We start from the raw sequence: 22,747 nt of genomic DNA on the forward strand, positions 1-22,747 counted from the left end.
CTAAATATCCCGTTCAGAGGCGCGCGCGGCCTCGTATAATGCGCGACATTATGGGCGGTCTGACCTCGCCTGCAACCTTTCCAGGAACGTGCTTAATGCTCAAGGCGCTGCGTTTTTTTGGCTGGCCGCTGTTGGCCGGTGTGCTTATCGCTCTGTTGATTATTCAGCGTTACCCCGAGTGGGTCGGGCTGCCGAGCCTCGACGTCAATCTGCAACAGGCGCCACAAACCACGATCGTGCAACAGGGGCCGGTGTCCTATGCGGATGCGGTGGGCATCGCAGCGCCGTCGGTGGTCAACCTGTACACCACCAAGGTCATCAACAAACCGGCGCATCCCTTGTTCGAGGATCCGCAGTTCCGCCGCTTCTTCGGTGACAATTCGCCGAAACAGAAGCGCATGGAATCGAGCCTCGGTTCCGGGGTAATCATGAGCCCGGAAGGCTACATTCTCACCAACAACCACGTCACCAGCGGCGCCGATCAGATAGTCGTGGCGTTGAAGGATGGTCGCGAAACACTCGCACGGGTGATTGGCAGCGATCCGGAGACTGACCTGGCTGTCCTGAAAATCGACCTGAAAAACCTCCCGGCAATCACCGTCGGCCGCTCCGACAGCATTCGCATCGGTGACGTCGCGCTCGCTATCGGCAACCCGTTCGGCGTCGGTCAGACCGTGACCATGGGCATCATCAGCGCCACCGGCCGCAATCAGTTGGGCCTGAACAACTACGAAGACTTCATCCAGACCGATGCGGCGATCAACCCGGGCAACTCCGGCGGTGCGCTGGTCGATGCCAACGGCAACCTCACCGGAATCAACACGGCGATCTTTTCCAAGTCCGGCGGCTCGCAAGGGATCGGATTTGCCATTCCGGTGAAACTGGCGATGGAAGTGATGAAGTCGATCATCGAGCACGGCCAAGTGATTCGTGGCTGGCTGGGCATCGAAGTACAACCGCTGACTCAGGAACTGGCGGAGTCGTTTGGCTTGTCCGGGCGTCCGGGGATTGTCGTCGCGGGGATCTTCCGTGACGGCCCGGCGCAGAAAGCCGGCCTGCAACTGGGCGATGTGATCCTGAGTATCGACGGCGAACCGGCCGGCGATGGCCGCCGCTCGATGAACCAGGTGGCGCGGATCAAGCCGACCGACAAGGTGACGATTCAAGTGATGCGTAACGGCAAGGAGCTGAAGCTGACGGCTGAAATCGGCCTGCGTCCACCACCGGCACCGGTGAAAGAAAAAGAAGAGTAAAAATGTTTTCGCGCCAACGGCGCGAATAACAGACATTCTCAACGGGCATGTTATATTGTTTCAATTCTCGCAATTGGAACAACATAACATGTCGTCTCGCAAAAAGGCCTCACTGTTGGGCCTGACTCTGGGTTTGCTCTGCGATCCCGCCCTCGCCGATGAGCCGCAGCCCGTTGAGCTGGAAGCCATCAGCGTCACCTCCGACTACGAAACACCCACCGGCCCGGTCAGCGGTTATCGCGCGACTCGCTCCGCCAGTGCGACCAAAACCGACACGGCGATTCGCGATATCCCGCAAGCCATCAGCGTGGTCCCGGCCAGTGTGCTCTCGGATCTGGGCAGCAGCAGCGTCGAACGCGCGCTGGATTTTGCTGGCGGCGTATCGAAGCAGAACAACTTCGGCGGCCTGACCCTGTACGAATACAGCGTGCGCGGCTTCACCACGTCCGAGTTCTACAAGGACGGTTTCAGCGCCAATCGCGGTTACCCGAGCACGCCGGATGCGGCCAATATCGAGCGCATCGAAGTGCTCAAAGGCCCGGCCGCCAGCCTGTACGGCCGGGGCGATCCCGGCGGTACGGTGAACATCGTCACCAAGAAACCGCAGCCCGAAGCGTTCACCACCCTGCAAACCAGCGCCGGCAGTTGGGACCGCTACCGCACCGCGCTGGACGTCAACACGCCCCTCGATGATCAGGGCGATTTGCTCTCGCGCATCAACCTCGCCGTAGAAGACAACAACAGCTTTCGCGATCACGTCGACAGCCAGAGGGTCTTCGTTGCGCCCTCGATCAGTTGGCAGTTGAGCCCGGACACATCGCTGCTGGTGGAGAGCGAAATCGTCCGTCACAACTCGACGTTCGATCGTGGCGTTGTGGCGCCGAACAACAAATGGAGCGGCGTATCGCGCTCGACGTTCTTGGGCGAGCCCAACGACGGCAACATCGACAACCATAACAACCTGCTCCAGGCCACTCTTGAACACCATCTGAACGACAGCTGGAAACTGCGTCTGGCCAGCCACTACAAGGAAGGCAAGCTCTGGGGCGACGCCACGGAACAACGCGCGCTGAACGCCGACGGCCATACGGTCAACCGCCGCTTGCGCGAACGCGACACGAGTTGGCACGACAGCATCACCCAACTGGAACTGCGCGGTCTGTTCGACCTCGGGCCGTGGCAGCATGAATTGCTGATCGGCACCGAGTACGAGAATTACCGCAAGGACGAACGCGTCACCACCATTGCTGGCGGCCCCTACGCCATCGACATCTATAAGCCGGTCTACGGCCAGCCGAAACCCAACGGCGCACGCTCGGGCACCGACTTCTTCGAACACGTCGAAAGTCATGCGCTGAATCTGCAGGACCAGATCATCTTCACCGACAAGCTGCGCGGCATGGTCGGCGCGCGCTTCGAGCACTTCGATCAGCGCATCGACGATCACAGCCGCAACGCCAAAAGTCAGCAACGCCACGACGCGCTGACTCAACGCGCCGGCCTGCTCTATCAGCTCACGCCGAACACCGGCCTGTTCGCCAACGCCTCGACCTCGTTCAAACCGAACAACGACCTGGATGCTTCCGGCAAATCCTTCGATCCGGAAGAAGGTGTCGGTTACGAAGTGGGGATCAAGAACGAACTCTTCGATGAGCGCGTGAGCAGCACCCTCGCCTTCTTCCACATCGACAAGGAAAACGTCCTCGCCCTCGATCCGGGCACCGACACCAGCCGCGCCATGGGCAAGGCGCGCAGTCAGGGTTTCGATTGGCAAGTGAGCGGCCAGGTGACCGACGCGATACGGGTCATCGGCGCCTTCGCCTACATCGACGCCGAGGTGACCAAGGGCGACGCGACCATTCCCACCGGCAGCCGCATCCTCGGCGTGGCCAAACGCAGCGGCAGTCTGCTGGGCGTCTATGAATTTCAGGATGGCCGTCTGCGCGGTTCAGACGTCGGCGCAGCGTTCACCTACGTCGGCGATCGCTCGGGCGAATCCGGCAGCGACTTCGAATTGCCGGCCTACCAGACCGTCGACTTGCTCGCGCACTACAAGGCCAGCGACAACGTAACGGTCGGCCTCAACCTGAACAACGTCTTCGACGAGAAATATTACGAGCGCTCCTACAGCAACTACTGGGTCAACCCCGGCGAGCCACGCAATTTCACCGTCAGCCTGACACTCAACCTGTAAAAGGACGTCACCATGCACTACGGCAAATCCCTTCTGCTCATCGCTGCGCTCTTCACCGGGCAAGTGTCGGCCCACGGCCTGTGGACAGAGGAACGACGCGGCAACATCGAAGTGGTCTACGGTCACGGCGCCGAAGACAACGCCTTCAAGGCACAAAAAGTCAGCGGTGCCTGGGCTTATGACGCAAGCGGCAAAATGATCCCGGTCAGCGTCGAGCGCCTGGCCGATCATGCCCGTTTGAAACCATTGAAGCCGCCGGCGCTGATGGCCGTGGCGCTGAATAATGGCATGTGGTCGCAGACGGCGGACAAGAAGTGGATCAACGAAGGACGCAGCAAAGTGCCCGGCGCCACCGAGGCCACGCAGACCTTCAAGTACAGCCTGGCGATCTATCAGCCGGGGGCGAAATTGCCGAAACTGGACCAGATCAAACTGCTGATCCTGCCGGAGGTCGATCCGCTGACGGTCGGGCCGGGCAAATCGTTACCGGTGCGGGTGCTGCTCGATGGCAAACCGGCGGCAGGTGTGAAGTTATATGGCGACTATCGCAGCGCGCCAAACACCCTGAGCACCGAGACCGACAAGGACGGGCGTGCGCAGGTGCTGGTGCGTAATGAAGGGTTGAATGTGATTGCGGCGCAGGTTGAAGTGCCGGTGAAGGACAGTGTGGATGTGGACAGTCGTGGGTTGTTCAGTTCGCTGACATTCGTTGGCGAGCCGCATCACGAATAAAAGCACACCCTCACCCCAGCCCTCTCCCGGCGGGAGAGGGAGCCGACCGAGTTGTCTTGCGGGATACATCGACCTGAAAGACCGAGTTGATTATGGATTCAATACAAATCGTTCAAGTCGGTGAACCTCTGCAATATTCCCATTCAGCCCCCTCTCCCTCTGGGAGAGGGGGCCGACCGAGTTGTCTTGCGGGATACATCGACCTGAAAGACCGAGTTGATTATGGATTCAATACAAATCGTTCAAGTCGGTGAACCTCTGCAATATTCCCATTCAGTCCCCTCTCCCTCTGGGAGAGGGGGCCGACCGATTTGTCTTGCGGGATACATTGACCTGAAAGACCGAGTTGATTATGGATTCAATACAAATCGTTCAAGTCGGTGAACCTCTGCAATATTCCCATTCAGCCCCCTCTCCCTCTGGGAGAGGGGGCCGACCGAGTTGTCTTGCGGGATACATCGACCTGAAAGACCGAGTTGATTATGGATTCAATACAAATCGTTCAAGTCGGTGAACCTCTGCAATATTCCCATTCAGTCCCCTCTCCCTCTGGGAGAGGGGGCCGACCGAGTTGTCTTGCGGGATACATCGACCTGAAAGACCGAGTTGATTATGGATTCAATACAAATCGTTCAAGTCGGTGAACCTCTGCAATATTCCCCATTCAGTCCCCTCTCCCTCTGGGAGAGGGGGCCGACCGAGTTGTCTTGCTGGATACATCGACCTGAAAGACCGAGTTGATTATGGATTCAATACAAATCGTTCAAGTCGGTGAACCTCTGCAATATTCCCATTCAGTCCCCTCTCCCTCTGGGAGAGGGGGCCGACCGAGTTGTCTTGCGGGATACATCGACCTGAAAGACCGAGTTGATTATGGATTCAATACAAATCGTTCAAGTCGGTGAACCTCTGCAATATTCCCCATTCAGTCCCCTCTCCCCTCTGGGAGAGGGCTAGGGTGAGGGGCTTTTGCTTTTAGAGGTCGCCAAGGCCGTCGATCAACGCCTGATTCTGCTCCGGCGTACCCACCGATATCCGCAAGAACTGCGCAATCCGTTCCTGCTTGAAGTGCCGCACGATCACGCCCTGCTCGCGCAGCTTGGCCGCCAGGCCCGCCGCATCATGCTGCGGGTGGCGAGCGAAGATGAAGTTGGCCGCCGACGGCAGCACTTCAAAGCCTTTAGCCTGCAACTGCGCCACCACCCATTCGCGGCTCTCGATCACCTGACGACAGGTCTTGTCGAAATACTCGCGATCGGCAAAAGCCGCCGCCGCGCCGACAATCGCCAGACGATCCAGTGGATAGGAGTTGAAGCTGTTCTTGATCCGCTCCAGCGCTTCGATCAGGTCCGGATGCCCTACCGCCAGACCGACACGCAGGCCGGCCAGCGAGCGTGACTTGGACAGCGTCTGCGTCACCAGCAGATTCGGATAGCGGTCCACCAGACTGATCGCCGTCTCGCCACCGAAGTCGATGTACGCCTCATCCACGACTACAACCGAATCTGGACTGGCCTTGAGGATTTGCTCGACGGCGTCCAGCGCCAGCAGGCATCCGGTCGGGGCGTTCGGGTTGGGGAAAATGATCCCGCCATTCGGTTTGGCGTAGTCGGCCGGGTTGATCTGGAATTGCGCATCCAGTGGCACCGCATCGAATTCAATGCCGTACAGACCGCAGTAGACCGGATAGAAGCTGTAGCTGATGTCCGGGAACAGCAGCGGCTGATCGTGTTGCAGCAGACCGTGGAAGATGTGCGCGAGCACTTCGTCCGAACCGTTGCCAAGGAACACCTGACTGGTTTGCACGCCGTAATATTCGGCCACGGCGTTTTTCAGCAGATCACTGTTCGGGTCCGGGTACAGGCGCAAGTTGTCGTTGAGTTCGGCTTGCATCGCCGCCAGCGCTTTTGGCGACGGGCCATACGGATTTTCGTTGGTATTGAGCTTGACCAGTTTGGTCAGCTTCGGCTGTTCGCCCGGCACGTAGGGCACCAGATCCTTGACGAACGGGCTCCAGAATTTACTCATCGCTCAGTTCCCCTGCCCTTTCAGAAAGTCTTGGTCTTTGATGCGGTATTCGGCGCTGCGCGCGTGGGCGCTCAGCGATTCACCACGGGCCAGTACCGATGCAGTTTTGCCCAGTTCGCAAGCGCCGGCCTCGGAGCAGAAGATGATCGACGAGCGCTTCTGGAAGTCGTAGACGCCCAGCGGCGAGGAGAACCGCGCGGTGCCGGAAGTCGGCAACACGTGGTTCGGACCGGCGCAGTAATCGCCCAACGCTTCGGAAGTGTGGCGGCCCATGAAGATCGCACCGGCGTGGCGGATCTGCGGCAGCCAGGCTTGTGGATCAGCGACCGACAATTCCAGATGTTCCGGGGCGATACGATTGGCGACTTCGATGGCCTGGGCCATGTCAGTGACCTGGATCAGCGCACCACGGCCATTGATCGAAGTTTCGATGATGGTCGCGCGGTCCATGGTCGGCAGCAGTTTGTCGATGCTTGCGGCTACCTTGTCGAGGAACTCGGCGTCCGGGCTGACCAGAATCGCTTGCGCGTCTTCGTCGTGCTCGGCCTGGGAGAAGAGGTCCATGGCGATCCAGTCCGGATCGGTCTGGCCGTCGCACACTACAAGAATTTCCGAAGGGCCGGCGATCATGTCGATGCCGACCTGGCCGAACACATGACGCTTGGCCGTGGCGACATAGATATTGCCCGGGCCGACAACCTTGTCAACACGCGGCACGCTTTCGGTGCCATAAGCCAGTGCGGCAACCGCTTGCGCGCCGCCGATGGTGAACACGCGGTCGACACCGGCGATGCAGGCAGCGGCCAGCACCAGCTCGTTGATTTCACCGCGCGGGGTCGGCACGACCATGACCACTTCGGTCACGCCAGCGACCTTGGCCGGAATCGCGTTCATCAATACCGACGACGGATAAGAGGCCTTGCCACCAGGCACGTACAGGCCGGCACGATCCAGCGGCGTGACTTTCTGGCCGAGCACCGTGCCGTCAGCCTCGGTGTAGCTCCAGGAATCCTGCTTCTGTTTTTCGTGATAGCTGCGCACGCGAGCGGCGGCTTTTTCCAAGGCCTCGCGTTGCGGCACGGTGATGCGGGTCAGGGCCAGTTCGAGACGCTCGCGCGGCAGGATCAGGTCAGCCATCGAGGCGACTTCAAGACCGTCGAACTTCTGGGTGAACTCGACCAGCGCCGCGTCACCGCGCTCGCGCACAGCCTTGATGATGTCGAGCACGCGCTGATTGACCGAGTCGTCAGACACACTTTCCCAGCTCAGCAGATGATCCAGATGATGCGCGAAATCCGGGTCAGCAGCGTTGAGTCGGCGAATTGCAGTCGGTGCGGTCATAGCGAGAGCCTCATAGGAATTGGCAAAAAACTCAGGCGCCCGAAACTAGCATTCGATCCGCTTGGGCACCTGAGAATTCTGGCTATGAGGCGGATAGACGGCGCGGCCTCGGGCCGCGCAGGTAGATCAGCCGCGGTGTCGCGATTCCACTGCGTTGCGCAGGGTGTCGATCAACGCCTGGATTCGGGCGTGCTGCATTTTCATTGAAGCCTTGTTGACGACGAGACGCGAGCTGATCGTGGCGATCAGTTCCTGTGGCTCCAGGCCGTTGGCGCGCAGGGTGTTGCCGGTGTCGACCACGTCGATGATCTTGTCGGCCAGCCCGATCAGCGGCGCCAGTTCCATCGAGCCGTACAGCTTGATGATGTCGACCTGACGGCCCTGCTCGGCGTAATAACGCTTGGCAACATTAACGAACTTGGTCGCCACGCGCAGACGGCCCTTGGGCTCGACCGCGCCGATCTTGCCGGCGGTCATCAACTTGCACTGGGCGATCTGCAGGTCCAGCGGCTCGTACAGGCCCTGGCCGCTGTATTCCATCAGCACGTCCTTACCGGCGACGCCGAGGTCGGCCGCGCCATGCTCGACATAGGTCGGCACGTCGGTGGCACGCACGATCAGCAGACGCACGTCGTCCTGGGTCGTGGGAATGATCAGCTTGCGGCTCTTGTCCGGATTCTCGGTCGGCACGATGCCCGCTTCAGCGAGAAGCGGCAGAGTGTCGTCAAGGATGCGGCCCTTGGACAGTGCGATGGTCAACATGGGAAACGTCAGTCCTTATCAAGGTACTCATGCCCGGTCGCAATCGGCGCCGGACACACATCGAGGGTGCGTACACCCTCGACTCGAAACGAATTCAGCGGACACGTCCCTGTGTCCCGATGCAGCGATCAGCCCGGAACGCGACGGATCTTGGCACCCAGCATTTGCAGTTTTTCTTCGATGCACTCGTAACCACGGTCTATGTGGTAGATGCGGTCGATCAGCGTGTCGCCTTCGGCTACCAGCGCCGAGATCACCAGACTGGCCGATGCGCGCAGGTCGGTGGCCATGACTGGCGCGCCCTTGAGCTTCTCGATACCGGTGACGATGGCAGTGTTGCCTTCAACCTGGATATGCGCGCCCATGCGGTGCAGCTCGTACACGTGCATGAAACGGTTTTCGAAGATTGTCTCGATCACCGCACCAGTACCTTCGGCAATGGCGTTGAGCGAGATGAACTGGGCCTGCATGTCGGTCGGGAACGCCGGGTACGGCGCGGTGCGCACGTTGACCGCCTTCGGGCGTTTGCCGTGCATGTTCAGCTCGATCCAGTCTTCACCGCAGGTGATTTCCGCACCGGCTTCACGCAGCTTTTCCAGCACCGCTTCGAGAATGGTCGGATCGGTGTCCTTGACCTTGACGCGGCCACCGGTCACGGCAGCAGCGACCAGATAGGTGCCGGTTTCGATACGGTCAGGCATGACCTTGTAGAACGCCGAACCCAGACGCTCGACGCCATCGATAGTGATGGTGTCGGTGCCGGCGCCGGAAACCTTGGCGCCCATGGCATTGAGGAAGTTCGCCAAGTCGACTACTTCAGGCTCGCGCGCGGCGTTCTGCAACACGCTGCGACCTTTGGCCAGCGCAGCGGCCATCATGATGTTCTCGGTACCGGTCACGCTGACGGTGTCGAAGAAGAAGTGCGCGCCGCGCAAGCCACCTTCAGGTGCCTTGGCCTTGATGTAGCCGCCTTCGACGTCGATGACCGCGCCCATGGCTTCCAGACCGCGGATGTGCAGATCGACCGGACGCGAACCGATGGCGCAACCGCCAGGCAGCGCGACTTCGGCTTCACCGAAACGCGCGACCATCGGGCCGAGCACAAGGATCGACGCACGCATGGTTTTCACCAGTTCGTACGGCGCGATCAGAGTCTTGATGGTGCGCGGGTCGATTTCGACGCTGAGCTTCTCGTCGATTACCGGCTCAATGCCCATGCGCCCGAACAGCTCGATCATGGTGGTGATGTCGTGCAGGTGCGGCAGGTTGCCGACGGTGACCGGGCCATCGCACAGCAAGGTCGCGGCCAGAATCGGCAGGGCGGAGTTCTTCGCGCCGGAAATGCGGATCTCGCCATCAAGACGAGCGCCACCGGTAATAATCAATTTATCCATTAGTATCTCGACGCCCTAGGGCTCAGGTGCGCTCGGCCCAGGCCGCGCGGCTGAAAAATTTCATAGTGACCGCATGGATGCTGCCATCGGTGATCCATGGGTTCAAATGGGCATAGACCTGCTGCTGACGCTTCACCGGGCTCAACGCCGCCAGTTCATCGCTAATCACGTTCAGCTGGAAGTTGCAGCCTTCGCCCTCAACTTCTACCAGCGTTCCTGGCAGCTTTCCTTCAAGGAAGCTCTTCACTTCTACGGCCTGCATGCTCAACCTCAATCGGCGCCCTGTGCGCACGGGTCGGACATCATACAAAAAAGCCCCGCGCCTGCGAACCCCGCAACGCAGGACTCTGACGGGGGGCTTCTTTATAGATGATGGTTCAGGGTTGCGCCAACAGCTCGGTCAGTTCACTGACCTGAGCGATTTCGCGCATGTCTTCAGGCATCGCACGGATGCTGACGGCCTTGCCGGCCGCCTGGGCATCGCGCATGAAGCACAGCAGCAACGACAGGCCGACGCTGCTGGACTTCTGCACCGCCGAACAATCGATGACCAGCGCCGACGCCTTGCTCGACTTGATCAGCGCCTGCCCTTCCTTGCGCAGCTCAGGCCCGGTGCGGTAATCCAGCACGCCGCTGAGCACCAGCTCGTCGACATCACTCATACGAACTGCCGCCTCACTCATTGCGCTGGCTTCGCGGCGGCTTTGTCGGTTTCCTGCTTGGCCTTGGCCACTTCACCGGCCCAGCCATCGATGGTCTTGTCCAGATCGTTGCCATTGCGTTGCATGGCGTCGGCGAACTGGTCACGGAACAGCTTGCCGATGTTGATGCCGTTGATGATCACGTTGCGCAGTTTCCACTCGCCGCTGATCTTCTCAAGCGTGTACTGCACCGGATAGATCGCGCCATTGCTGCCTTTGACGGTCATGTTGACGCTGGTGCGGTCGCCCGATTCGTCTTTGGCCGGGTCAACCGTGATGCCCTGGTTGTTGTATTCCAGCAGAGCGTTGCCATAGAACTGGAACAGACCGCGCTTGAAGTTTTCCTGAAAGCGCTGCATCTGCTCAGGCGTGGCCTTGCGCGAATACTTCACGGTCATGATGCTTTTGGAGATGCCCTCGGCATCCACCACCGGCCCCACAATGCTGTTGAGCGCCGCATAGAAATCCTGCGGATCCTGCTTGTACTTCTCTTTGTTTGCCTGCAAGTCGGCAAGCATCCGGTTCGTGGTGTCCTGAATCAGGTCATGAGCCGATTGCCCCGGTGCAGCGTTAGCCATCAACGGCAGGGCCGCGAGCAACACCAACAGGCCACGTCGCAAGATAGAGATCATTCAAAAGCTCCTCATTTGGCGTCTTTGCTAACGGTATTGAGCAGGAATTTACCGATCAGGTCTTCCAGTACCAGTGACGACTGCGTGTCGTGGATGGTTCCACCGTCTTTCAACTGGGTGTCTTCACCGCCGACGCTGATACCGATGTATTTCTCGCCCAGCAGACCCGCGGTGAGGATAGATGCAGTCGAATCGACCGGCAGGTTGTCGACCTTTTTATCCACTTGCAGCGTGACCCGACCGGTGAAGCTGTCGCGATCCAGATCGATTGCGGTGACCTTGCCAATGGTCACACCGGCCATGGTCACTTTGGCTCTGACCGTCAGACCGGCGATATTGTCGAAATACGCATACAGCTTGTAAGTGTCGGTGGACGAAGTCGGAGACAGGCCGCTGACGCGCAAGGCGAGCAGCAGCAAAGCCAGGATCCCTGCCAGCAGGAACAGGCCGACACCGATTTCCAGGGTGCGGTTTTGCATCAGAAATCTCCAAACATCAAAGCGGTCAGAATAAAGTCCAGACCAAGCACTGCCAGCGAGGCAAACACCACGGTCTTGGTGGTGGCACGACTGATTCCCTCGGAAGTGGGTTCACAGTCATAGCCTTGGAATACGGCGATCCAGGTCACCACAAAGGCGAAAACGACACTCTTGATCACGCCATTGAGCACGTCACTGGTGAAGTTCACGCTGTTCTGCATGTTCGCCCAGTACGAGCCTTCATAAACGCCCAGCCAGTCGACTGCGACCCACGAACCGCCCCAGATGCCGACGACGCTGAAGATCATCGCCAGCACCGGCAGGGAAATGAAGCCGGCCCACAGGCGCGGGGCAATGATGTACTTGAGCGGATCGACACCGATCATTTCCAGGCTGGACAGCTGCTCGGTGGATTTCATGTTGCCGATCTCGGCGGTCAACGCCGAACCGGCTCGCCCGGCAAACAGCAACGCCGTGACCACTGGCCCCAGTTCACGCAGCAGCGTCAGGGCGACCATCTGCCCTACAGCCTGCTCTGAACCATAGCTGGAAAGAATGCTGAAGCCCTGCAGCGCCAGGACCATGCCGATGAAAATGCCGGAGACCACGATGATCACCAGCGACATGACGCCGACCGAATGCAGCTGCTTGACCAACAGGCCAAAACCACCGCTGATACCGCCACGGCCCAGCAGGGCGTGAAACAGGAACAGGGTCGCCCGACCAAACACCGCGACCGCGTCGATCGCCGATTCGCCGAACCGACGCACGCGTTCCATCAATGAAATTCTGCGCATCAACGCTTCCCCAGAAGATCTGCGCGGTAATCCGTCGCTGGAAAGTGATACGGCACCGGGCCATCGGGATCACCGGTCATGAACTGACGGATACGCGCGTCATCCGAATTCATCAGCTCATCCGGCGTGCCCTGCCCCAGCACCTGACCATCGCCCACGACATAGATGTAGTCGGCAATGCTCGCCGTTTCCGCCAGGTCGTGCGAGACCACGATGCTGGTGATTCCCAGTGCATCGTTGAGCAGGCGGATCAGGCGCACCAGCACGCCCATGGCGATCGGGTCCTGGCCCACGAAGGGCTCGTCGTACATGAGAATCTGCGGATCGAGGGCAATCGCCCGGGCCAGCGCCACGCGGCGCTTCATGCCGCCGGACAGTTCGTCCGGCATCAGGTCGATGGCGCCACGCAGCCCCACGGCCTGCAATTTCAGCAGGACGATGTCGCGAATCATGTCTTCCGGCAGTTGCGTGTGCACCCGCAGCGGAAAGGCCACGTTCTCGAACACATCCAGGTCGGTGAACAGCGCACCGCTCTGAAACAGCACGCCCATGTGCTTGCGCGCATCGAACAGATCACTGCGCGACAGCGTCGGCAGGTTCTGCCCGTTGACCCAGACTTCGCCGCCGGACGGCCGCAACTGCGCGCCCATCAGGCGCAGCAGCGTAGTCTTGCCGCAGCCGGAAGGCCCCATGATGCCGGTGACCTTGCCGCGCGGGATGCGGATATCGACGTTATTGAAAATGCTCCGCGCACCGCGCTTGAAGGAGACTCCCTTCAGCTCGACCGCGTAGGCGTTATCGGCACTCATCTAAACTCCTTGCGATGCAGCCTCTCACTGGGATGCCAGACTTTCCTCGGAAACACCTGCATCCCGGGCAGGCCGAACTGGCGGCGAACTATATCACTGCAAAGGCTGAGCGCCCAAGCGAGAACCCGGCCAAGATCGCCGACTGAAGAGGGCCTGAGCGACTTTCAGAGGGTTTTGGTAACCAGTAATGACAAAGCACGTCGAACTTGCGTGAGGCTTTGCCACATACCCGCTATAATCGCCGCCTTTTCATCGGCCCATACGATTCTGACATGAGCAAAACCCGCGACCTGATTCAATCGGCACAACGCACCATCCGCCTCGAAGTGGAAGCCGTCCAAGGATTGATGGCCCATATCGACGCCGATTTCGTACGCGCTTGCGAGATGATTCTGGCCAGCAAGGGCCGTGTGGTCGTAGTCGGCATGGGCAAATCCGGGCACATCGGCAACAAGATCGCCGCCACCCTGGCCAGCACCGGCACTCCGGCGTTTTTTGTGCATCCGGCCGAAGCCAGCCACGGCGACATGGGCATGATCACCCGCGACGATGTGATTCTGGCCCTGTCGAACTCCGGCTCGACCAACGAAATCGTAACGCTGCTGCCATTGATCAAACGCCTGGGTATCCAGCTGATCAGCGTCACCGGCAATCCACAGTCGCCATTGGCGAAGGCTGCCGAGGTCAATCTCAATGTGCATGTCGAGCACGAAGCCTGCCCGCTGAATCTGGCACCGACCTCTTCGACCACGGCCGCGCTGGTCATGGGCGACGCCCTGGCCGTGGCCCTGCTGGAAGCGCGTGGTTTCACCGCTGAAGATTTCGCGTTCTCGCATCCGGGCGGTGCCCTTGGCCGTCGCCTGCTGCTGAAAGTCGAAAACGTCATGCACGCCGGACAGGAGCTGCCGCAGGTACAACGCGGTACCCTGCTCAAGGACGCGCTGATGGAAATGACCCGCAAGGGTCTGGGCATGACCGCTATTATTGAGGCCGATGGCAAGCTCGCCGGGATCTTCACCGACGGTGATTTGCGCCGCACGCTGGATCGCGCCATCGACATCCGCAGCGCCACCATCGACCAGGTGATGACTGCACACGGCAAGACCGCCCGGCCCGACATGCTCGCCGCCGAAGCCCTGAAAATCATGGAAGACCATCGAATCAACGCCCTGGTAGTCGTCGACGAGGAGGATCGCCCGATCGGCGCCTTCAACCTCTCCGATCTGCTGCGCGCAGGAGTCATGTAATGAGCAACGATCTGCTGCAACGTGGCAAAGCAATCAAACTGGCTGTGTTCGACGTCGACGGTGTGCTCACCGACGGGCGCCTGTACTTCCTCGAAGACGGCAGCGAGTTCAAGACCTTCAACACCCTCGACGGCCAGGGCATCAAGATGCTGATGAATGCCGGCGTACAAACGGCGATCATCAGTGGCCGCAAGACCCCGGTGGTCGAGCGACGCGCTAAGAACCTCGGCATCCCGCACCTGTTTCAGGGGCGCGAGGACAAACTGGTGGTGCTCGACGGCCTGCTCGCGCAACTGGGCCTAAGCTATGAGGAAGTCGCCTATCTCGGTGACGATCTGCCAGACTTGCCGGTGATCCGCCGTGTAGGGCTGGGCATGGCGGTGGCCAACGCTGCCGATTTCGTCCGCGAACACGCCCACGGCGTTACCCGCGCCCGTGGCGGCGAAGGTGCCGCCCGCGAATTCTGCGAATTGATCCTGCGCGCCCAGGGCCGCCTCGAAGCGGCCAACGCCGCGTACCTGTGAGCCTGACCATGTTTAGCAAAAAGTTTCGCAATTTCCTGCTGTTCGGCTGCATCGCGGCGATTTTCGCTGCGGTGGGCTACTGGAACATCAGCCCGGAGCGCTTCCTCGACAAGCCGCCGGTCTCGGCCGCCGAGAATCCGATCGACTGGTACGCGACCAACACGCACACCATTCAATACCTGCCCGACGGCAAGGTGCAGTACGAGATGACCTCCGACAAGGCCGAGCACGTCAAGGCCACCGATGTCACTCTGGTAACCAAGCCTGATTTGAACATGTACCGCGGCACCGACTTCCCGTGGCACGTGACCAGCGAGCGCGGCGAAGTGAATTCGGGCGGCACCGAAGTTGAATTGATCGATTCGGTACGCGTACAGCGCACCGATGAGAAACAGCGCGGCACCCTGATCACCAGCACCCGCATGACCGTGTTCCCGCAGCAAGAATATGCGCAGACCGCGCAACCCGTTAGAATCGAGGGCGCTGGCGGCGTATCGACTGGCGTCGGAATGAAAGCGTACCTGAAGGACAGCAGGATACACCTGCAATCGAACGTAAGAGGACAGTATGAGGCTCGTTAAAACCCTCCCTATTTTGCTCAGTCTGGGCGCAGCACTGGGAAGCGCGAGCGCCTGGTCCCTGCCGAACGATCAGCAGCAGCCTATCCGCATTCAGGCCGACGACGCCCAACTGGACGACAAGAATGGCATCGCCACCTATAAAGGTGACGTGATCATTACCCAGGGCTCGATGATCGTTAAAGGCAACACCGTGACCATGACGCGCGCGCCCAATGGCGACATCGACGTGGTGACATCGGTAGGCAACCTGGCTTACTTCGAGCAGTTGCAGACCCAGGGCGACGCCAACCCAGTCAAGGGCTACGGCGTGACGATTCAATACCACGCCCAGCAGAACCGGGTGGTGCTGATCGACAAGGCCAAGGTTATCGACAAGGATAACAACGTCACCCAGGGCGAAAAAATCGTCTACGACACCGTGAAGAAGCTGGCCAGCGCCGGTCGCGCCACGGGCAGCAAGGTCACCGAATCGCGTCCGCGCATCGACATGGTGATCCAGCCGAAGAAGAAAACCGAAGAGAAATCCCAGTAATGGCAACTCTGAAAGCTCAGCACCTGGCCAAGGCCTATAAAAGCCGCCAGGTCGTGCGTGACGTCAGCCTGTCGATCGACAGCGGGCAGATCGTCGGCTTGCTCGGCCCGAACGGCGCCGGCAAGACTACGTGCTTCTACATGATCGTTGGCCTGGTGCAGGCAGATCAGGGCCGTGTGCTGATCGATGATCTGGACGTCAGCCACCAGCCGATGCACGGCCGCGCCAAGGCCGGTATCGGCTATCTGCCGCAAGAAGCGTCGATCTTCCGTAAACTGTCGGTCGCCGACAACATCATGGCGATCCTCGAGACCCGCCCGGAGCTGGACAAGGCCGGTCGTCGCAAGGAGCTGGAAAGCCTGCTGCAGGAATTCCACATCAGCCACATCCGCGACAACCTCGGCATGAGCCTGTCCGGCGGTGAGCGTCGCCGGGTGGAAATCGCTCGCGCCCTGGCCACTGCACCCAAGTTCATCCTGCTCGACGAACCGTTCGCCGGTGTCGACCCGATCTCGGTCGGCGACATCAAGCAGATCATCCATCACCTCAAGGCCAAGGGCATCGGCGTGCTGATCACCGACCACAACGTGCGTGAGACGCTGGATATCTGCGAAACCGCTTACATCGTCAACGACGGTCAACTGATCGCTGAAGGCGATGCCGAGACCATCCTGGCCAACGATCTGGTCAAGGAAGTGTATCTGGGTCACGAGTTCCGCCTGTAAGCGCGACAGCGCTGTATCGATTCAAGGCGCATTTATCCGCTTTAATTGTTACAGCGCTCTAGGCAAACACTTCAGTTTCAGGCATATAATTTGCTTAAGTTTGGCGCTTCGGCGCCCTGTAGTGGATGGCGCAAAGCGCCGGCGAATAAGGTGTTAAGCCCCTGCCATGAAACCATCGCTAGTCTTGAGAATGGGCCAGCAGCTGACGATGACACCGCAGCTGCAACAGGCCATCCGCCTGCTCCAATTGTCGACCCTGGACCTGCAACAGGAGATCCAGGAGGCTCTGGAATCCAATCCGATGCTCGAGCGCCAGGAAGAAGGCGACGACTTCGACAACGCCGATCCGCTGGCCGACAACGCCGAACAGAAGCCCGCCGAAATCCAGGAACCCTCCTACCAGGAAACCGCCCCGACGGTGGATAACCTCGAGGATGGCGATTGGAACGAGCGCATCCCCAACGAACTGCCAGTGGATACCGCCTGGGAAGACGTCTACCAGACCAGCGCCAGCAGCCTGCCCAGCAGCGATGACGATGAGTGGGATTTCACCACCCGCACGTCCGCCGGCGAGAGCCTGCAAAGCCATCTGCTCTGGCAACTGAACCTGGCACCGATGTCCGACACCGATCGCCTGATCGCTGTCACCCTGATCGACTGCATCAACAATCAGGGCTATCTGGACGAAACACTCGAAGAAATTCTTGAAGCGTTCGATCCGGAACTGGACATCGAGCTCGACGAAATCGAAGCCGTCCTGCATCGCATCCAGCAATTCGAGCCCGCCGGTATCGGCGCACGCAACCTCAGCGAATGCCTGCTGCTGCAATTGCGCCAGCTGCCCGCGAAGACGCCGTGGCTGACCGAGGCCAAGCGCCTCGTCGCCGATTACATCGACCTGCTCGGCAGCCGCGATTACAGCCAGTTGATGCGCCGGATGAAGCTCAAGGAAGACGAGCTGCGCCAGGTCATCGAGCTGGTACAGAGCCTCAATCCGCGTCCGGGCTCGCAGATCGAATCAACCGAAGCCGAATACGTCATTCCCGATGTGATCGTGCGCAAGGACAACGAGCGCTGGCTGGTCGAGCTGAACCAGGAATCGGTGCCACGCCTGCGCGTCAATGCCCAGTACGCCGGGTTTGTTAAGCGTGCCGACACCAGCGCCGACAACACCTTCATGCGCAACCAGTTGCAGGAAGCCCGCTGGTTCATCAAGAGCCTGCAGAGCCGCAACGAAACCCTGATGAAAGTGGCCACGCAGATCGTCGAACATCAGCGCGGCTTCCTCGAATACGGCGACGAAGCGATGAAGCCGTTGGTATTGCATGACATCGCCGAAGCGGTCGGCATGCACGAATCGACGATTTCCCGGGTGACCACACAGAAATTCATGCATACCCCGCGCGGTATTTATGAGCTGAAATACTTTTTCTCCAGCCACGTCAGCACCTCCGAAGGCGGCGAATGCTCGTCCACGGCGATCCGCGCGATCATCAAGAAACTGGTCGCTGCGGAAAATCAGAAAAAGCCGTTGAGTGACAGCAAGATCGCTGGTTTACTGGAGGCACAAGGCATTCAGGTGGCTCGCCGCACCGTCGCCAAGTACCGCGAATCCCTCGGAATCGCGCCTTCGAGCGAACGCAAGCGGTTGATGTAAGCCACGTTACAGCGTTCCAGTGGCAGGCTTTTCGGCCTGCCACTTTATGCACTGGCAACGAAGGAGAAGCTGTATGCAAGTCAACATCAGTGGACACCAACTGGAAGTGACCCAACCTCTGCGTTCCTACATCGAGGAAAAACTCCAGCGACTGGAGCGACATTTCGACAAGATCACCAACGTGCAGGTCACGATGTGCGTCGAAAAGCTGAAGCAGAAGATCGAAGCCACCTTGCATATCCCCGGCAGCGAAGTGGTCGCCAACGCAGAAGATACCGACATGTACGCTGCGATCGACTCACTTACCGACAAGCTGGATCGCCAACTCAAAAAGCATAAGGAAAAGACCCAGAGCCTCCTCCAGGGCGCGACCGGTCGTTAACACCCCTATCCATGATCCGACTTGAAACCATCCTGACCCCCGGCCGTTCCCAAGTGAACGCGCCGGGCGGCAGCAAGAAAAAAGCCCTCGAACAGATTGCCAACCTGATCCACCGCGAAGTGCCGGATCTGGCGATGCAGGATGTCTTCGAGGCGCTGATCGCCCGTGAAAAACTCGGCTCCACCGGTTTTGGCAACGGCATCGCCATTCCCCACTGCCGCCTCAAGGGCTGCGCGGGGCCAGTGAGCGCCCTGCTGCACCTCGAAGCCCCGATCGATTTCGACGCCATCGACGGCGCTCCGGTGGACCTGTTGTTCGTATTGCTGGTCCCGGAAGCCGCAACCGACGCGCATCTGGAGTTGTTGCGCCAGATCGCCAGCATGCTCGACCGCAAGGAAGTGCGCGACAAGCTACGCAGCGCTCCGAGCAATGAAGCCTTGTACCAGGTCGTACTGGACGAGCAGAACGGGCACTAATCATGCGTTTGATCATTGTCAGTGGCCGTTCGGGCTCGGGTAAAAGTACCGCCCTGAATGTCCTTGAGGACAACGGCTACTACTGCATCGACAATCTGCCGGCCGGTTTGCTGCCGGAACTGGCCGAGCGGGCGCTGATTCACACGGAACTGGCGCAGCCGCTGGTCGCCGTGTCGATCGATGCGCGCAACCTGCCCAGCCATCTGTCACGTTTCCCTGAGTTGCTCGAAGACGTGCGTGCCAAGCATATCAAGTGCGATGTGCTGTACCTGGACGCCGATGAAGAAACCCTGCTCAAGCGTTTTTCCGAGACCCGTCGTCGTCACCCGCTGAGCAACGCCAATCGCTCACTGGCCGAGGCGATTCACGACGAAACCGCCCTGCTCGGTCCGATTGCCGATCTGGCCGACCTGAAGATCAACACCACCAGTCTGAATCTGTATCAACTGCGCGACACCATCAAGTTGCGCCTGTTGAATCAACCGGAGCCCGGTACGGCGTTTCTGGTCGAGTCGTTCGGCTTCAAGCGCGGCATGCCGGTCGACGCCGACCTGGTGTTCGACGTGCGCTGCCTGCCCAATCCGTACTGGAAACCGGAGCTGCGCGCTCAATCCGGCCTCGATGCCCCTGTGGCCGAGTACCTGGCGCAGCAGCCGGATGTCGAAGAAATGTATCAGGACATCTACGCCTACCTGAACAAGTGGCTACCACGCTTCGCCGCCAGCAACCGCGCCTACGTCACCATTGCCATTGGCTGCACCGGCGGGCATCACCGCTCCGTCTACCTGACCGAACGACTGGGTCAGGCCCTGCAGAAAACCCTGAAGAACGTCCAGGTTCGCCACCGCGACCTCACCTAAAGGATTTACACCGCGATGCCTGCTCGTGAAATCGAAATCATCAATAAGCTGGGCCTGCATGCCCGGGCATCGGCCAAATTTGTCGGCGTGGCGGGTCAGTATCCAGACTGCACGATCCGAGTGGGACGCACACCTGAAACGACTGTCGACGGCAAGAGCATCATGGCAATGATGATGCTCGCGGCGGGTAAAGGCACCAAGATCCATTTGAGCACCGAAGGCGAACAGGCTCAGGAAGCCATGGACGCATTGGTCGATCTGATCGAAAGGTATTTCGACGAAGGTGAATAATCCTCGAGGCGGGGACACTGTTCCTCGCCTCCATTCACCCCAACGCCGTATCCATCACCATCATCAGACAAAACCCGATCAGAAGGCCCAGACTGGCCAGCTTGTCATGCCCATGACGGCGCGATTCCGGGATCACTTCGTGGGTCACCACCAGCAACATCGCCCCCGCCGCCAGTGCCAGCCCCAACGGCAACAGCACCTGAGCCAGACTCACGAGCCACGCACACAGCAGCGCAAATATCGGTTCGACCAGCCCCGACGCCGCGCCGATCAGAAACGCTCTGACCCGCGACATTCCCGCCCCGGCCAGCACCAGAGCAATCACCAGTCCTTCCGGCACATCCTGCAACGCAATGCCCATCGCCAGACTGTCGGCGTCCGCCATCCCGCCTCCGGCAGATACGCCAACCGCCATGCCTTCCGGAATGTTGTGCGCGATGATGGCGAACACGAACAGCCAGATTCGCGATGGAATCACCGGATGCTCCAACGTGCCGACGAGCATCTCCGGCGAGGCACCGCAAATGCGCCGATCCACCAGATACAGACCGAACGCACCGAGCAGGATGCCGAAGCAGATCAGGCCACTGGCGGCCCACGGCGTCAGGCCAAGGCTCTCAGCTGCAGCTATGCCCGGCACGATCAACGAAAACGCCGTCGCCGCCAGCATCACCCCGGCACCAAATCCCAGCAAGGTGTCGCTTAGTGCCTGCGGCATGCGCCGGATCACCAGCACCGGCACCGCGCCAAGCGCCGTGCCCAAGGCGCAGATGGCACCGCCCTGCAAGGCGCGCAACAGCCTCGGTTCCAGATTCAGCCATTGCAAAGCGTGGGCGACCAGTAAAGTCATACCCGCCAACAGCAACAGCGAACCCACCGCGTAACGAAACATGCGCCCGCTGCCAATCGCCAGTGTTTCCGTGCCCATAGTCAGCCCTGATTGTTTTTATTGAAGGCTTAAACCAGTGCGGCCTGATAGCGCGCAGCAACTTCCGGCCAGTTGATCACGTTGTAGAACGCGTTGATGTATTCCGGGCGACGGTTCTGGTAACGCAGGTAGTAAGCGTGCTCCCAGACATCGAGGCCAAGGATCGGGGTGTTGCCGTTCATCAACGGGCTGTCCTGGTTGCCGCTGCTTTCCACGACCAGTTTTTTATCCGGTGTCACGCTCAGCCACGCCCAGCCGCTGCCAAAACGGGTCAGCGCGGCTTTGGTGAACGCTTCCTTGAAACTGTCGAGTCCGCCCAGTTGCTCGTCGATGGCCTTGGCCAGCGCGCCGCTGGGCTTGCCGCCACCGTTGGGCACCATTACTTCCCAGAACAGCGAATGGTTGGCGTGGCCGCCGCCCTGATTGATCACCGCCGCGCGAAGTTTTTCCGGCAGCTGCTGGACGCTGGCGACGAGTTTTTCCACCGGCCACTCGGCGAACTCGGTGCCTTCCACGGCGGCGTTGAGGTTGTTGATGTAGGTCTGGTGATGCTTGGTGTAATGGATTTCCATGGTCTGCGCATCGATGTGCGGCTCGAGGGCATCGTAGGCGTAAGGCAAGGCAGGCAAGGTAAAAGCCATTTCAATGGACTCCATACTGATGAGAAGTTGCGGCGCGGCGGGCATTGCCGGTGTCCGGATGCAGCAGGCGCTGGGTGCGTGGGTATTCGCCGTGCTCGCTGATGAAGTTCAACAGTTCGACATAGGTCTTGCTGCTCTGGCGCAGCGCCGCCTCACGCAGGGCCGGACGCAAGCGCTCGTCCTGCATGGTCTGCAACAAACGTTGATGGATGGCACAGAGATATTCGGCGCTCTCCTCCGGTTGGTTCAGGCGCAGATGCAGGTCAGCCAGGTTGTGATGTGAGACGACGCAGGCCGCCACCGCTTCGTCGGCATCCGCCCAGCGTTCGAACAACACTTGCGCCAGGGCCAGGGCTTGCAGGTAAGCCTCGCGGGCGTCGATCAGTTCGCCCAGCATGAAGCAGCGATTGGCCCGTTCGATCGTGCGTTTCCAGTGCTCCATGATGAGCCTCCAAAGCGGTTGCGGGGTTTACACGCCGCCGGCGGTGAGTTTCTCGGGGTTGAGCAACTCTTCCAGCTGGCTGCGCGACAGGTCGGTGTGTTCCAGGGCGACGTCGATCACCGCGCGGCCTTCCTTGCAGGCTTTAGCGCGCAACGGATCTGGCGACTCATCCAGCGCCGGCTTTCGAGATAGGGCTGCTCGTACAAGGCAGAACTCATGATCCGTGACTCGTCCGGAAATGAGATTTATTATTAGATGATAATGAGAACCAAAACAAGCGTTCGAGTTTGCGCTGTTCATTTGTGGGAGCTAGCCTGTTCGCGAATGCGCTGGTCAGTC

Annotated in this window: 27 protein-coding genes and 1 pseudogene; 13 read left to right on the top strand and 15 right to left on the bottom strand. The window is 59.9% G+C overall.

The genetic code is table 11. From position 1 onward, the window contains the following. Positions 1-95 precede the first annotated feature (95 nt). From algW to AB4N48_RS20125, 3 genes are all read left to right on the top strand, one after another. Positions 96-1,253, top strand: coding sequence for a Do family serine endopeptidase AlgW (gene algW, locus AB4N48_RS20115; RefSeq protein WP_016770590.1), 1,158 nt, complete (start codon positions 96-98; stop codon positions 1,251-1,253). Positions 1,254-1,341: 88 nt separating this feature from the next. Further along, positions 1,342-3,447, top strand: coding sequence for a TonB-dependent siderophore receptor (locus AB4N48_RS20120; protein WP_460094218.1), 2,106 nt, complete (start codon positions 1,342-1,344; stop codon positions 3,445-3,447). Between the two features lie 12 nt (positions 3,448-3,459). Further along, entirely contained in the window at positions 3,460-4,179 is a 720-nt protein-coding gene (locus AB4N48_RS20125) for a DUF4198 domain-containing protein (RefSeq protein WP_252868808.1), read from the top strand. Positions 4,180-5,154: 975 nt separating this feature from the next. On the opposite strand, the gene hisC is transcribed toward AB4N48_RS20125, so the two are convergent. The 10 genes from hisC to AB4N48_RS20175 all read right to left on the bottom strand — a co-directional run bounded on the left by hisC (position 5,155) and on the right by AB4N48_RS20175 (position 13,122). Continuing rightward, complete coding sequence (gene hisC, locus AB4N48_RS20130; protein WP_016771666.1) at positions 5,155-6,207, bottom strand: histidinol-phosphate transaminase; 1,053 nt, start codon at positions 6,205-6,207, stop codon at positions 5,155-5,157. A 3-nt stretch (positions 6,208-6,210) separates the two neighbouring features. Continuing rightward, positions 6,211-7,548, bottom strand: a complete 1,338-nt coding sequence (gene hisD / locus AB4N48_RS20135) for a histidinol dehydrogenase (RefSeq protein WP_252887325.1) — start codon at positions 7,546-7,548, stop codon at positions 6,211-6,213. Positions 7,549-7,674: 126 nt separating this feature from the next. Further along, a complete protein-coding gene (gene hisG, locus AB4N48_RS20140; protein WP_095180378.1) occupies positions 7,675-8,310 on the bottom strand; it encodes an ATP phosphoribosyltransferase in 636 nt (211 codons plus the stop codon). 128 nt (positions 8,311-8,438) lie between these two features. Continuing rightward, positions 8,439-9,704, bottom strand: coding sequence for a UDP-N-acetylglucosamine 1-carboxyvinyltransferase (murA, locus tag AB4N48_RS20145; RefSeq protein WP_016771669.1), 1,266 nt, complete (start codon positions 9,702-9,704; stop codon positions 8,439-8,441). Between the two features lie 22 nt (positions 9,705-9,726). Beyond that, a complete protein-coding gene (locus AB4N48_RS20150; protein ID WP_016771670.1) occupies positions 9,727-9,966 on the bottom strand; it encodes a BolA family protein in 240 nt (79 codons plus the stop codon). A 115-nt stretch (positions 9,967-10,081) separates the two neighbouring features. After that, a complete protein-coding gene (locus AB4N48_RS20155; RefSeq protein WP_056782947.1) occupies positions 10,082-10,387 on the bottom strand; it encodes an STAS domain-containing protein in 306 nt (101 codons plus the stop codon). Then, positions 10,384-11,037 (bottom strand): MlaC/ttg2D family ABC transporter substrate-binding protein, encoded by a 654-nt coding sequence (locus AB4N48_RS20160; RefSeq protein ID WP_076565863.1) that lies wholly within the window; start codon positions 11,035-11,037, stop codon positions 10,384-10,386. Before AB4N48_RS20160 ends, AB4N48_RS20155 begins: the two co-directional genes overlap by 4 nt. A gap of 11 nt (positions 11,038-11,048) precedes the next feature. Further along, positions 11,049-11,516, bottom strand: a complete 468-nt coding sequence (gene mlaD, locus AB4N48_RS20165) for an outer membrane lipid asymmetry maintenance protein MlaD (RefSeq protein WP_016771673.1) — start codon at positions 11,514-11,516, stop codon at positions 11,049-11,051. Further along, a complete protein-coding gene (gene mlaE, locus AB4N48_RS20170; RefSeq protein WP_016771674.1) occupies positions 11,516-12,313 on the bottom strand; it encodes a lipid asymmetry maintenance ABC transporter permease subunit MlaE in 798 nt (265 codons plus the stop codon). Before mlaE ends, mlaD begins: the two co-directional genes overlap by 1 nt. Next, positions 12,313-13,122 (bottom strand): ATP-binding cassette domain-containing protein, encoded by an 810-nt coding sequence (locus AB4N48_RS20175; RefSeq protein WP_406228263.1) that lies wholly within the window; start codon positions 13,120-13,122, stop codon positions 12,313-12,315. The genes mlaE and AB4N48_RS20175 overlap by 1 nt, the downstream gene beginning before the upstream one ends. 272 nt (positions 13,123-13,394) lie before the next feature. Here AB4N48_RS20175 and AB4N48_RS20180 point away from each other — a divergent pair, with 272 nt between their 5' ends. From AB4N48_RS20180 to AB4N48_RS20225, 10 genes are all read left to right on the top strand, one after another. Further along, a complete protein-coding gene (locus AB4N48_RS20180) occupies positions 13,395-14,369 on the top strand; it encodes a KpsF/GutQ family sugar-phosphate isomerase (RefSeq protein ID WP_024011623.1) in 975 nt (324 codons plus the stop codon). Further along, on the top strand, positions 14,369-14,893 hold the full coding sequence (locus tag AB4N48_RS20185) for a KdsC family phosphatase (protein WP_016771677.1): 525 nt from the start codon (positions 14,369-14,371) through the stop codon (positions 14,891-14,893). The genes AB4N48_RS20180 and AB4N48_RS20185 overlap by 1 nt, the downstream gene beginning before the upstream one ends. 8 nt (positions 14,894-14,901) lie before the next feature. Further along, positions 14,902-15,474: an LPS export ABC transporter periplasmic protein LptC gene (gene lptC, locus AB4N48_RS20190; RefSeq protein ID WP_024011622.1), complete on the top strand. Its 573-nt coding sequence runs from the start codon at positions 14,902-14,904 to the stop codon at positions 15,472-15,474. Next, a complete protein-coding gene (lptA, locus tag AB4N48_RS20195) occupies positions 15,461-16,006 on the top strand; it encodes a lipopolysaccharide transport periplasmic protein LptA (protein WP_016771679.1) in 546 nt (181 codons plus the stop codon). The genes lptC and lptA overlap by 14 nt, the downstream gene beginning before the upstream one ends. Further along, the gene (gene lptB / locus AB4N48_RS20200) at positions 16,006-16,731 is read left to right on the top strand and encodes an LPS export ABC transporter ATP-binding protein (protein ID WP_024011621.1); all 726 of its coding nucleotides are present in this window, start codon (positions 16,006-16,008) and stop codon (positions 16,729-16,731) included. Before lptA ends, lptB begins: the two co-directional genes overlap by 1 nt. A gap of 166 nt (positions 16,732-16,897) precedes the next feature. Continuing rightward, on the top strand, positions 16,898-18,388 hold the full coding sequence (locus tag AB4N48_RS20205) for an RNA polymerase factor sigma-54 (RefSeq protein WP_041477979.1): 1,491 nt from the start codon (positions 16,898-16,900) through the stop codon (positions 18,386-18,388). 73 nt (positions 18,389-18,461) lie between these two features. Next, a complete protein-coding gene (hpf, locus tag AB4N48_RS20210) occupies positions 18,462-18,770 on the top strand; it encodes a ribosome hibernation-promoting factor, HPF/YfiA family (protein ID WP_007912419.1) in 309 nt (102 codons plus the stop codon). Positions 18,771-18,781: 11 nt separating this feature from the next. Further along, positions 18,782-19,246 carry a PTS IIA-like nitrogen regulatory protein PtsN gene (gene ptsN, locus AB4N48_RS20215; protein WP_041477978.1) on the top strand — a complete coding sequence of 155 codons (465 nt, stop codon included), beginning with the start codon at positions 18,782-18,784 and terminating at the stop codon, positions 19,244-19,246. 2 nt (positions 19,247-19,248) lie between these two features. Then, positions 19,249-20,106 (top strand): RNase adapter RapZ, encoded by an 858-nt coding sequence (gene rapZ / locus AB4N48_RS20220; protein WP_041477977.1) that lies wholly within the window; start codon positions 19,249-19,251, stop codon positions 20,104-20,106. A gap of 15 nt (positions 20,107-20,121) precedes the next feature. Next, the gene (locus tag AB4N48_RS20225; RefSeq protein ID WP_016771685.1) at positions 20,122-20,397 is read left to right on the top strand and encodes an HPr family phosphocarrier protein; all 276 of its coding nucleotides are present in this window, start codon (positions 20,122-20,124) and stop codon (positions 20,395-20,397) included. Between the two features lie 34 nt (positions 20,398-20,431). On the opposite strand, the gene AB4N48_RS20230 is transcribed toward AB4N48_RS20225, so the two are convergent. The 5 genes and pseudogenes from AB4N48_RS20230 to AB4N48_RS20250 all read right to left on the bottom strand — a co-directional run. Continuing rightward, complete coding sequence (locus AB4N48_RS20230) at positions 20,432-21,325, bottom strand: ZIP family metal transporter (protein WP_252887323.1); 894 nt, start codon at positions 21,323-21,325, stop codon at positions 20,432-20,434. Between the two features lie 29 nt (positions 21,326-21,354). Beyond that, on the bottom strand, positions 21,355-21,966 hold the full coding sequence (locus AB4N48_RS20235) for a superoxide dismutase (RefSeq protein ID WP_095180375.1): 612 nt from the start codon (positions 21,964-21,966) through the stop codon (positions 21,355-21,357). A 1-nt stretch (position 21,967) separates the two neighbouring features. Further along, positions 21,968-22,408: a hypothetical protein gene (locus tag AB4N48_RS20240; RefSeq protein ID WP_252887322.1), complete on the bottom strand. Its 441-nt coding sequence runs from the start codon at positions 22,406-22,408 to the stop codon at positions 21,968-21,970. Positions 22,409-22,435: 27 nt separating this feature from the next. Continuing rightward, positions 22,436-22,561 (bottom strand): hypothetical protein, encoded by a 126-nt coding sequence (locus AB4N48_RS20245; RefSeq protein ID WP_269085003.1) that lies wholly within the window; start codon positions 22,559-22,561, stop codon positions 22,436-22,438. Further along, positions 22,546-22,626: pseudogene (locus tag AB4N48_RS20250) on the bottom strand (FagA protein); the annotation flags it as partial. The pseudogene AB4N48_RS20250 and the gene AB4N48_RS20245, both read right to left, overlap by 16 nt. Between the last annotated feature and the right edge of the window lie 121 nt (positions 22,627-22,747).

The organism is Pseudomonas sp. S2_C11, from assembly GCF_054668395.1.

What these genes read in the sequence shown, in the direction of transcription:
- algW (WP_016770590.1), top strand. Translation starts at nt 96, where the DNA reads ATGCTCAAGGCGCTGCGTTTTTTTGGCTGGCCGCTGTTGGCCGGTGTG.
- AB4N48_RS20120 (WP_460094218.1), top strand. Translation starts at nt 1,342, where the DNA reads ATGTCGTCTCGCAAAAAGGCCTCACTGTTGGGCCTGACTCTGGGTTTG.
- AB4N48_RS20125 (WP_252868808.1), top strand. Translation starts at nt 3,460, where the DNA reads ATGCACTACGGCAAATCCCTTCTGCTCATCGCTGCGCTCTTCACCGGG.
- hisC (WP_016771666.1), bottom strand. Translation starts at nt 6,207, where the DNA reads ATGAGTAAATTCTGGAGCCCGTTCGTCAAGGATCTGGTGCCCTACGTG.
- hisD (WP_252887325.1), bottom strand. Translation starts at nt 7,548, where the DNA reads ATGACCGCACCGACTGCAATTCGCCGACTCAACGCTGCTGACCCGGAT.
- hisG (WP_095180378.1), bottom strand. Translation starts at nt 8,310, where the DNA reads ATGTTGACCATCGCACTGTCCAAGGGCCGCATCCTTGACGACACTCTG.
- murA (WP_016771669.1), bottom strand. Translation starts at nt 9,704, where the DNA reads ATGGATAAATTGATTATTACCGGTGGCGCTCGTCTTGATGGCGAGATC.
- AB4N48_RS20150 (WP_016771670.1), bottom strand. Translation starts at nt 9,966, where the DNA reads ATGCAGGCCGTAGAAGTGAAGAGCTTCCTTGAAGGAAAGCTGCCAGGA.
- AB4N48_RS20155 (WP_056782947.1), bottom strand. Translation starts at nt 10,387, where the DNA reads ATGAGTGAGGCGGCAGTTCGTATGAGTGATGTCGACGAGCTGGTGCTC.
- AB4N48_RS20160 (WP_076565863.1), bottom strand. Translation starts at nt 11,037, where the DNA reads ATGATCTCTATCTTGCGACGTGGCCTGTTGGTGTTGCTCGCGGCCCTG.
- mlaD (WP_016771673.1), bottom strand. Translation starts at nt 11,516, where the DNA reads ATGCAAAACCGCACCCTGGAAATCGGTGTCGGCCTGTTCCTGCTGGCA.
- mlaE (WP_016771674.1), bottom strand. Translation starts at nt 12,313, where the DNA reads ATGCGCAGAATTTCATTGATGGAACGCGTGCGTCGGTTCGGCGAATCG.
- AB4N48_RS20175 (WP_406228263.1), bottom strand. Translation starts at nt 13,122, where the DNA reads ATGAGTGCCGATAACGCCTACGCGGTCGAGCTGAAGGGAGTCTCCTTC.
- AB4N48_RS20180 (WP_024011623.1), top strand. Translation starts at nt 13,395, where the DNA reads ATGAGCAAAACCCGCGACCTGATTCAATCGGCACAACGCACCATCCGC.
- AB4N48_RS20185 (WP_016771677.1), top strand. Translation starts at nt 14,369, where the DNA reads ATGAGCAACGATCTGCTGCAACGTGGCAAAGCAATCAAACTGGCTGTG.
- lptC (WP_024011622.1), top strand. Translation starts at nt 14,902, where the DNA reads ATGTTTAGCAAAAAGTTTCGCAATTTCCTGCTGTTCGGCTGCATCGCG.
- lptA (WP_016771679.1), top strand. Translation starts at nt 15,461, where the DNA reads ATGAGGCTCGTTAAAACCCTCCCTATTTTGCTCAGTCTGGGCGCAGCA.
- lptB (WP_024011621.1), top strand. Translation starts at nt 16,006, where the DNA reads ATGGCAACTCTGAAAGCTCAGCACCTGGCCAAGGCCTATAAAAGCCGC.
- AB4N48_RS20205 (WP_041477979.1), top strand. Translation starts at nt 16,898, where the DNA reads ATGAAACCATCGCTAGTCTTGAGAATGGGCCAGCAGCTGACGATGACA.
- hpf (WP_007912419.1), top strand. Translation starts at nt 18,462, where the DNA reads ATGCAAGTCAACATCAGTGGACACCAACTGGAAGTGACCCAACCTCTG.
- ptsN (WP_041477978.1), top strand. Translation starts at nt 18,782, where the DNA reads ATGATCCGACTTGAAACCATCCTGACCCCCGGCCGTTCCCAAGTGAAC.
- rapZ (WP_041477977.1), top strand. Translation starts at nt 19,249, where the DNA reads ATGCGTTTGATCATTGTCAGTGGCCGTTCGGGCTCGGGTAAAAGTACC.
- AB4N48_RS20225 (WP_016771685.1), top strand. Translation starts at nt 20,122, where the DNA reads ATGCCTGCTCGTGAAATCGAAATCATCAATAAGCTGGGCCTGCATGCC.
- AB4N48_RS20230 (WP_252887323.1), bottom strand. Translation starts at nt 21,325, where the DNA reads ATGGGCACGGAAACACTGGCGATTGGCAGCGGGCGCATGTTTCGTTAC.
- AB4N48_RS20235 (WP_095180375.1), bottom strand. Translation starts at nt 21,966, where the DNA reads ATGGCTTTTACCTTGCCTGCCTTGCCTTACGCCTACGATGCCCTCGAG.
- AB4N48_RS20240 (WP_252887322.1), bottom strand. Translation starts at nt 22,408, where the DNA reads ATGGAGCACTGGAAACGCACGATCGAACGGGCCAATCGCTGCTTCATG.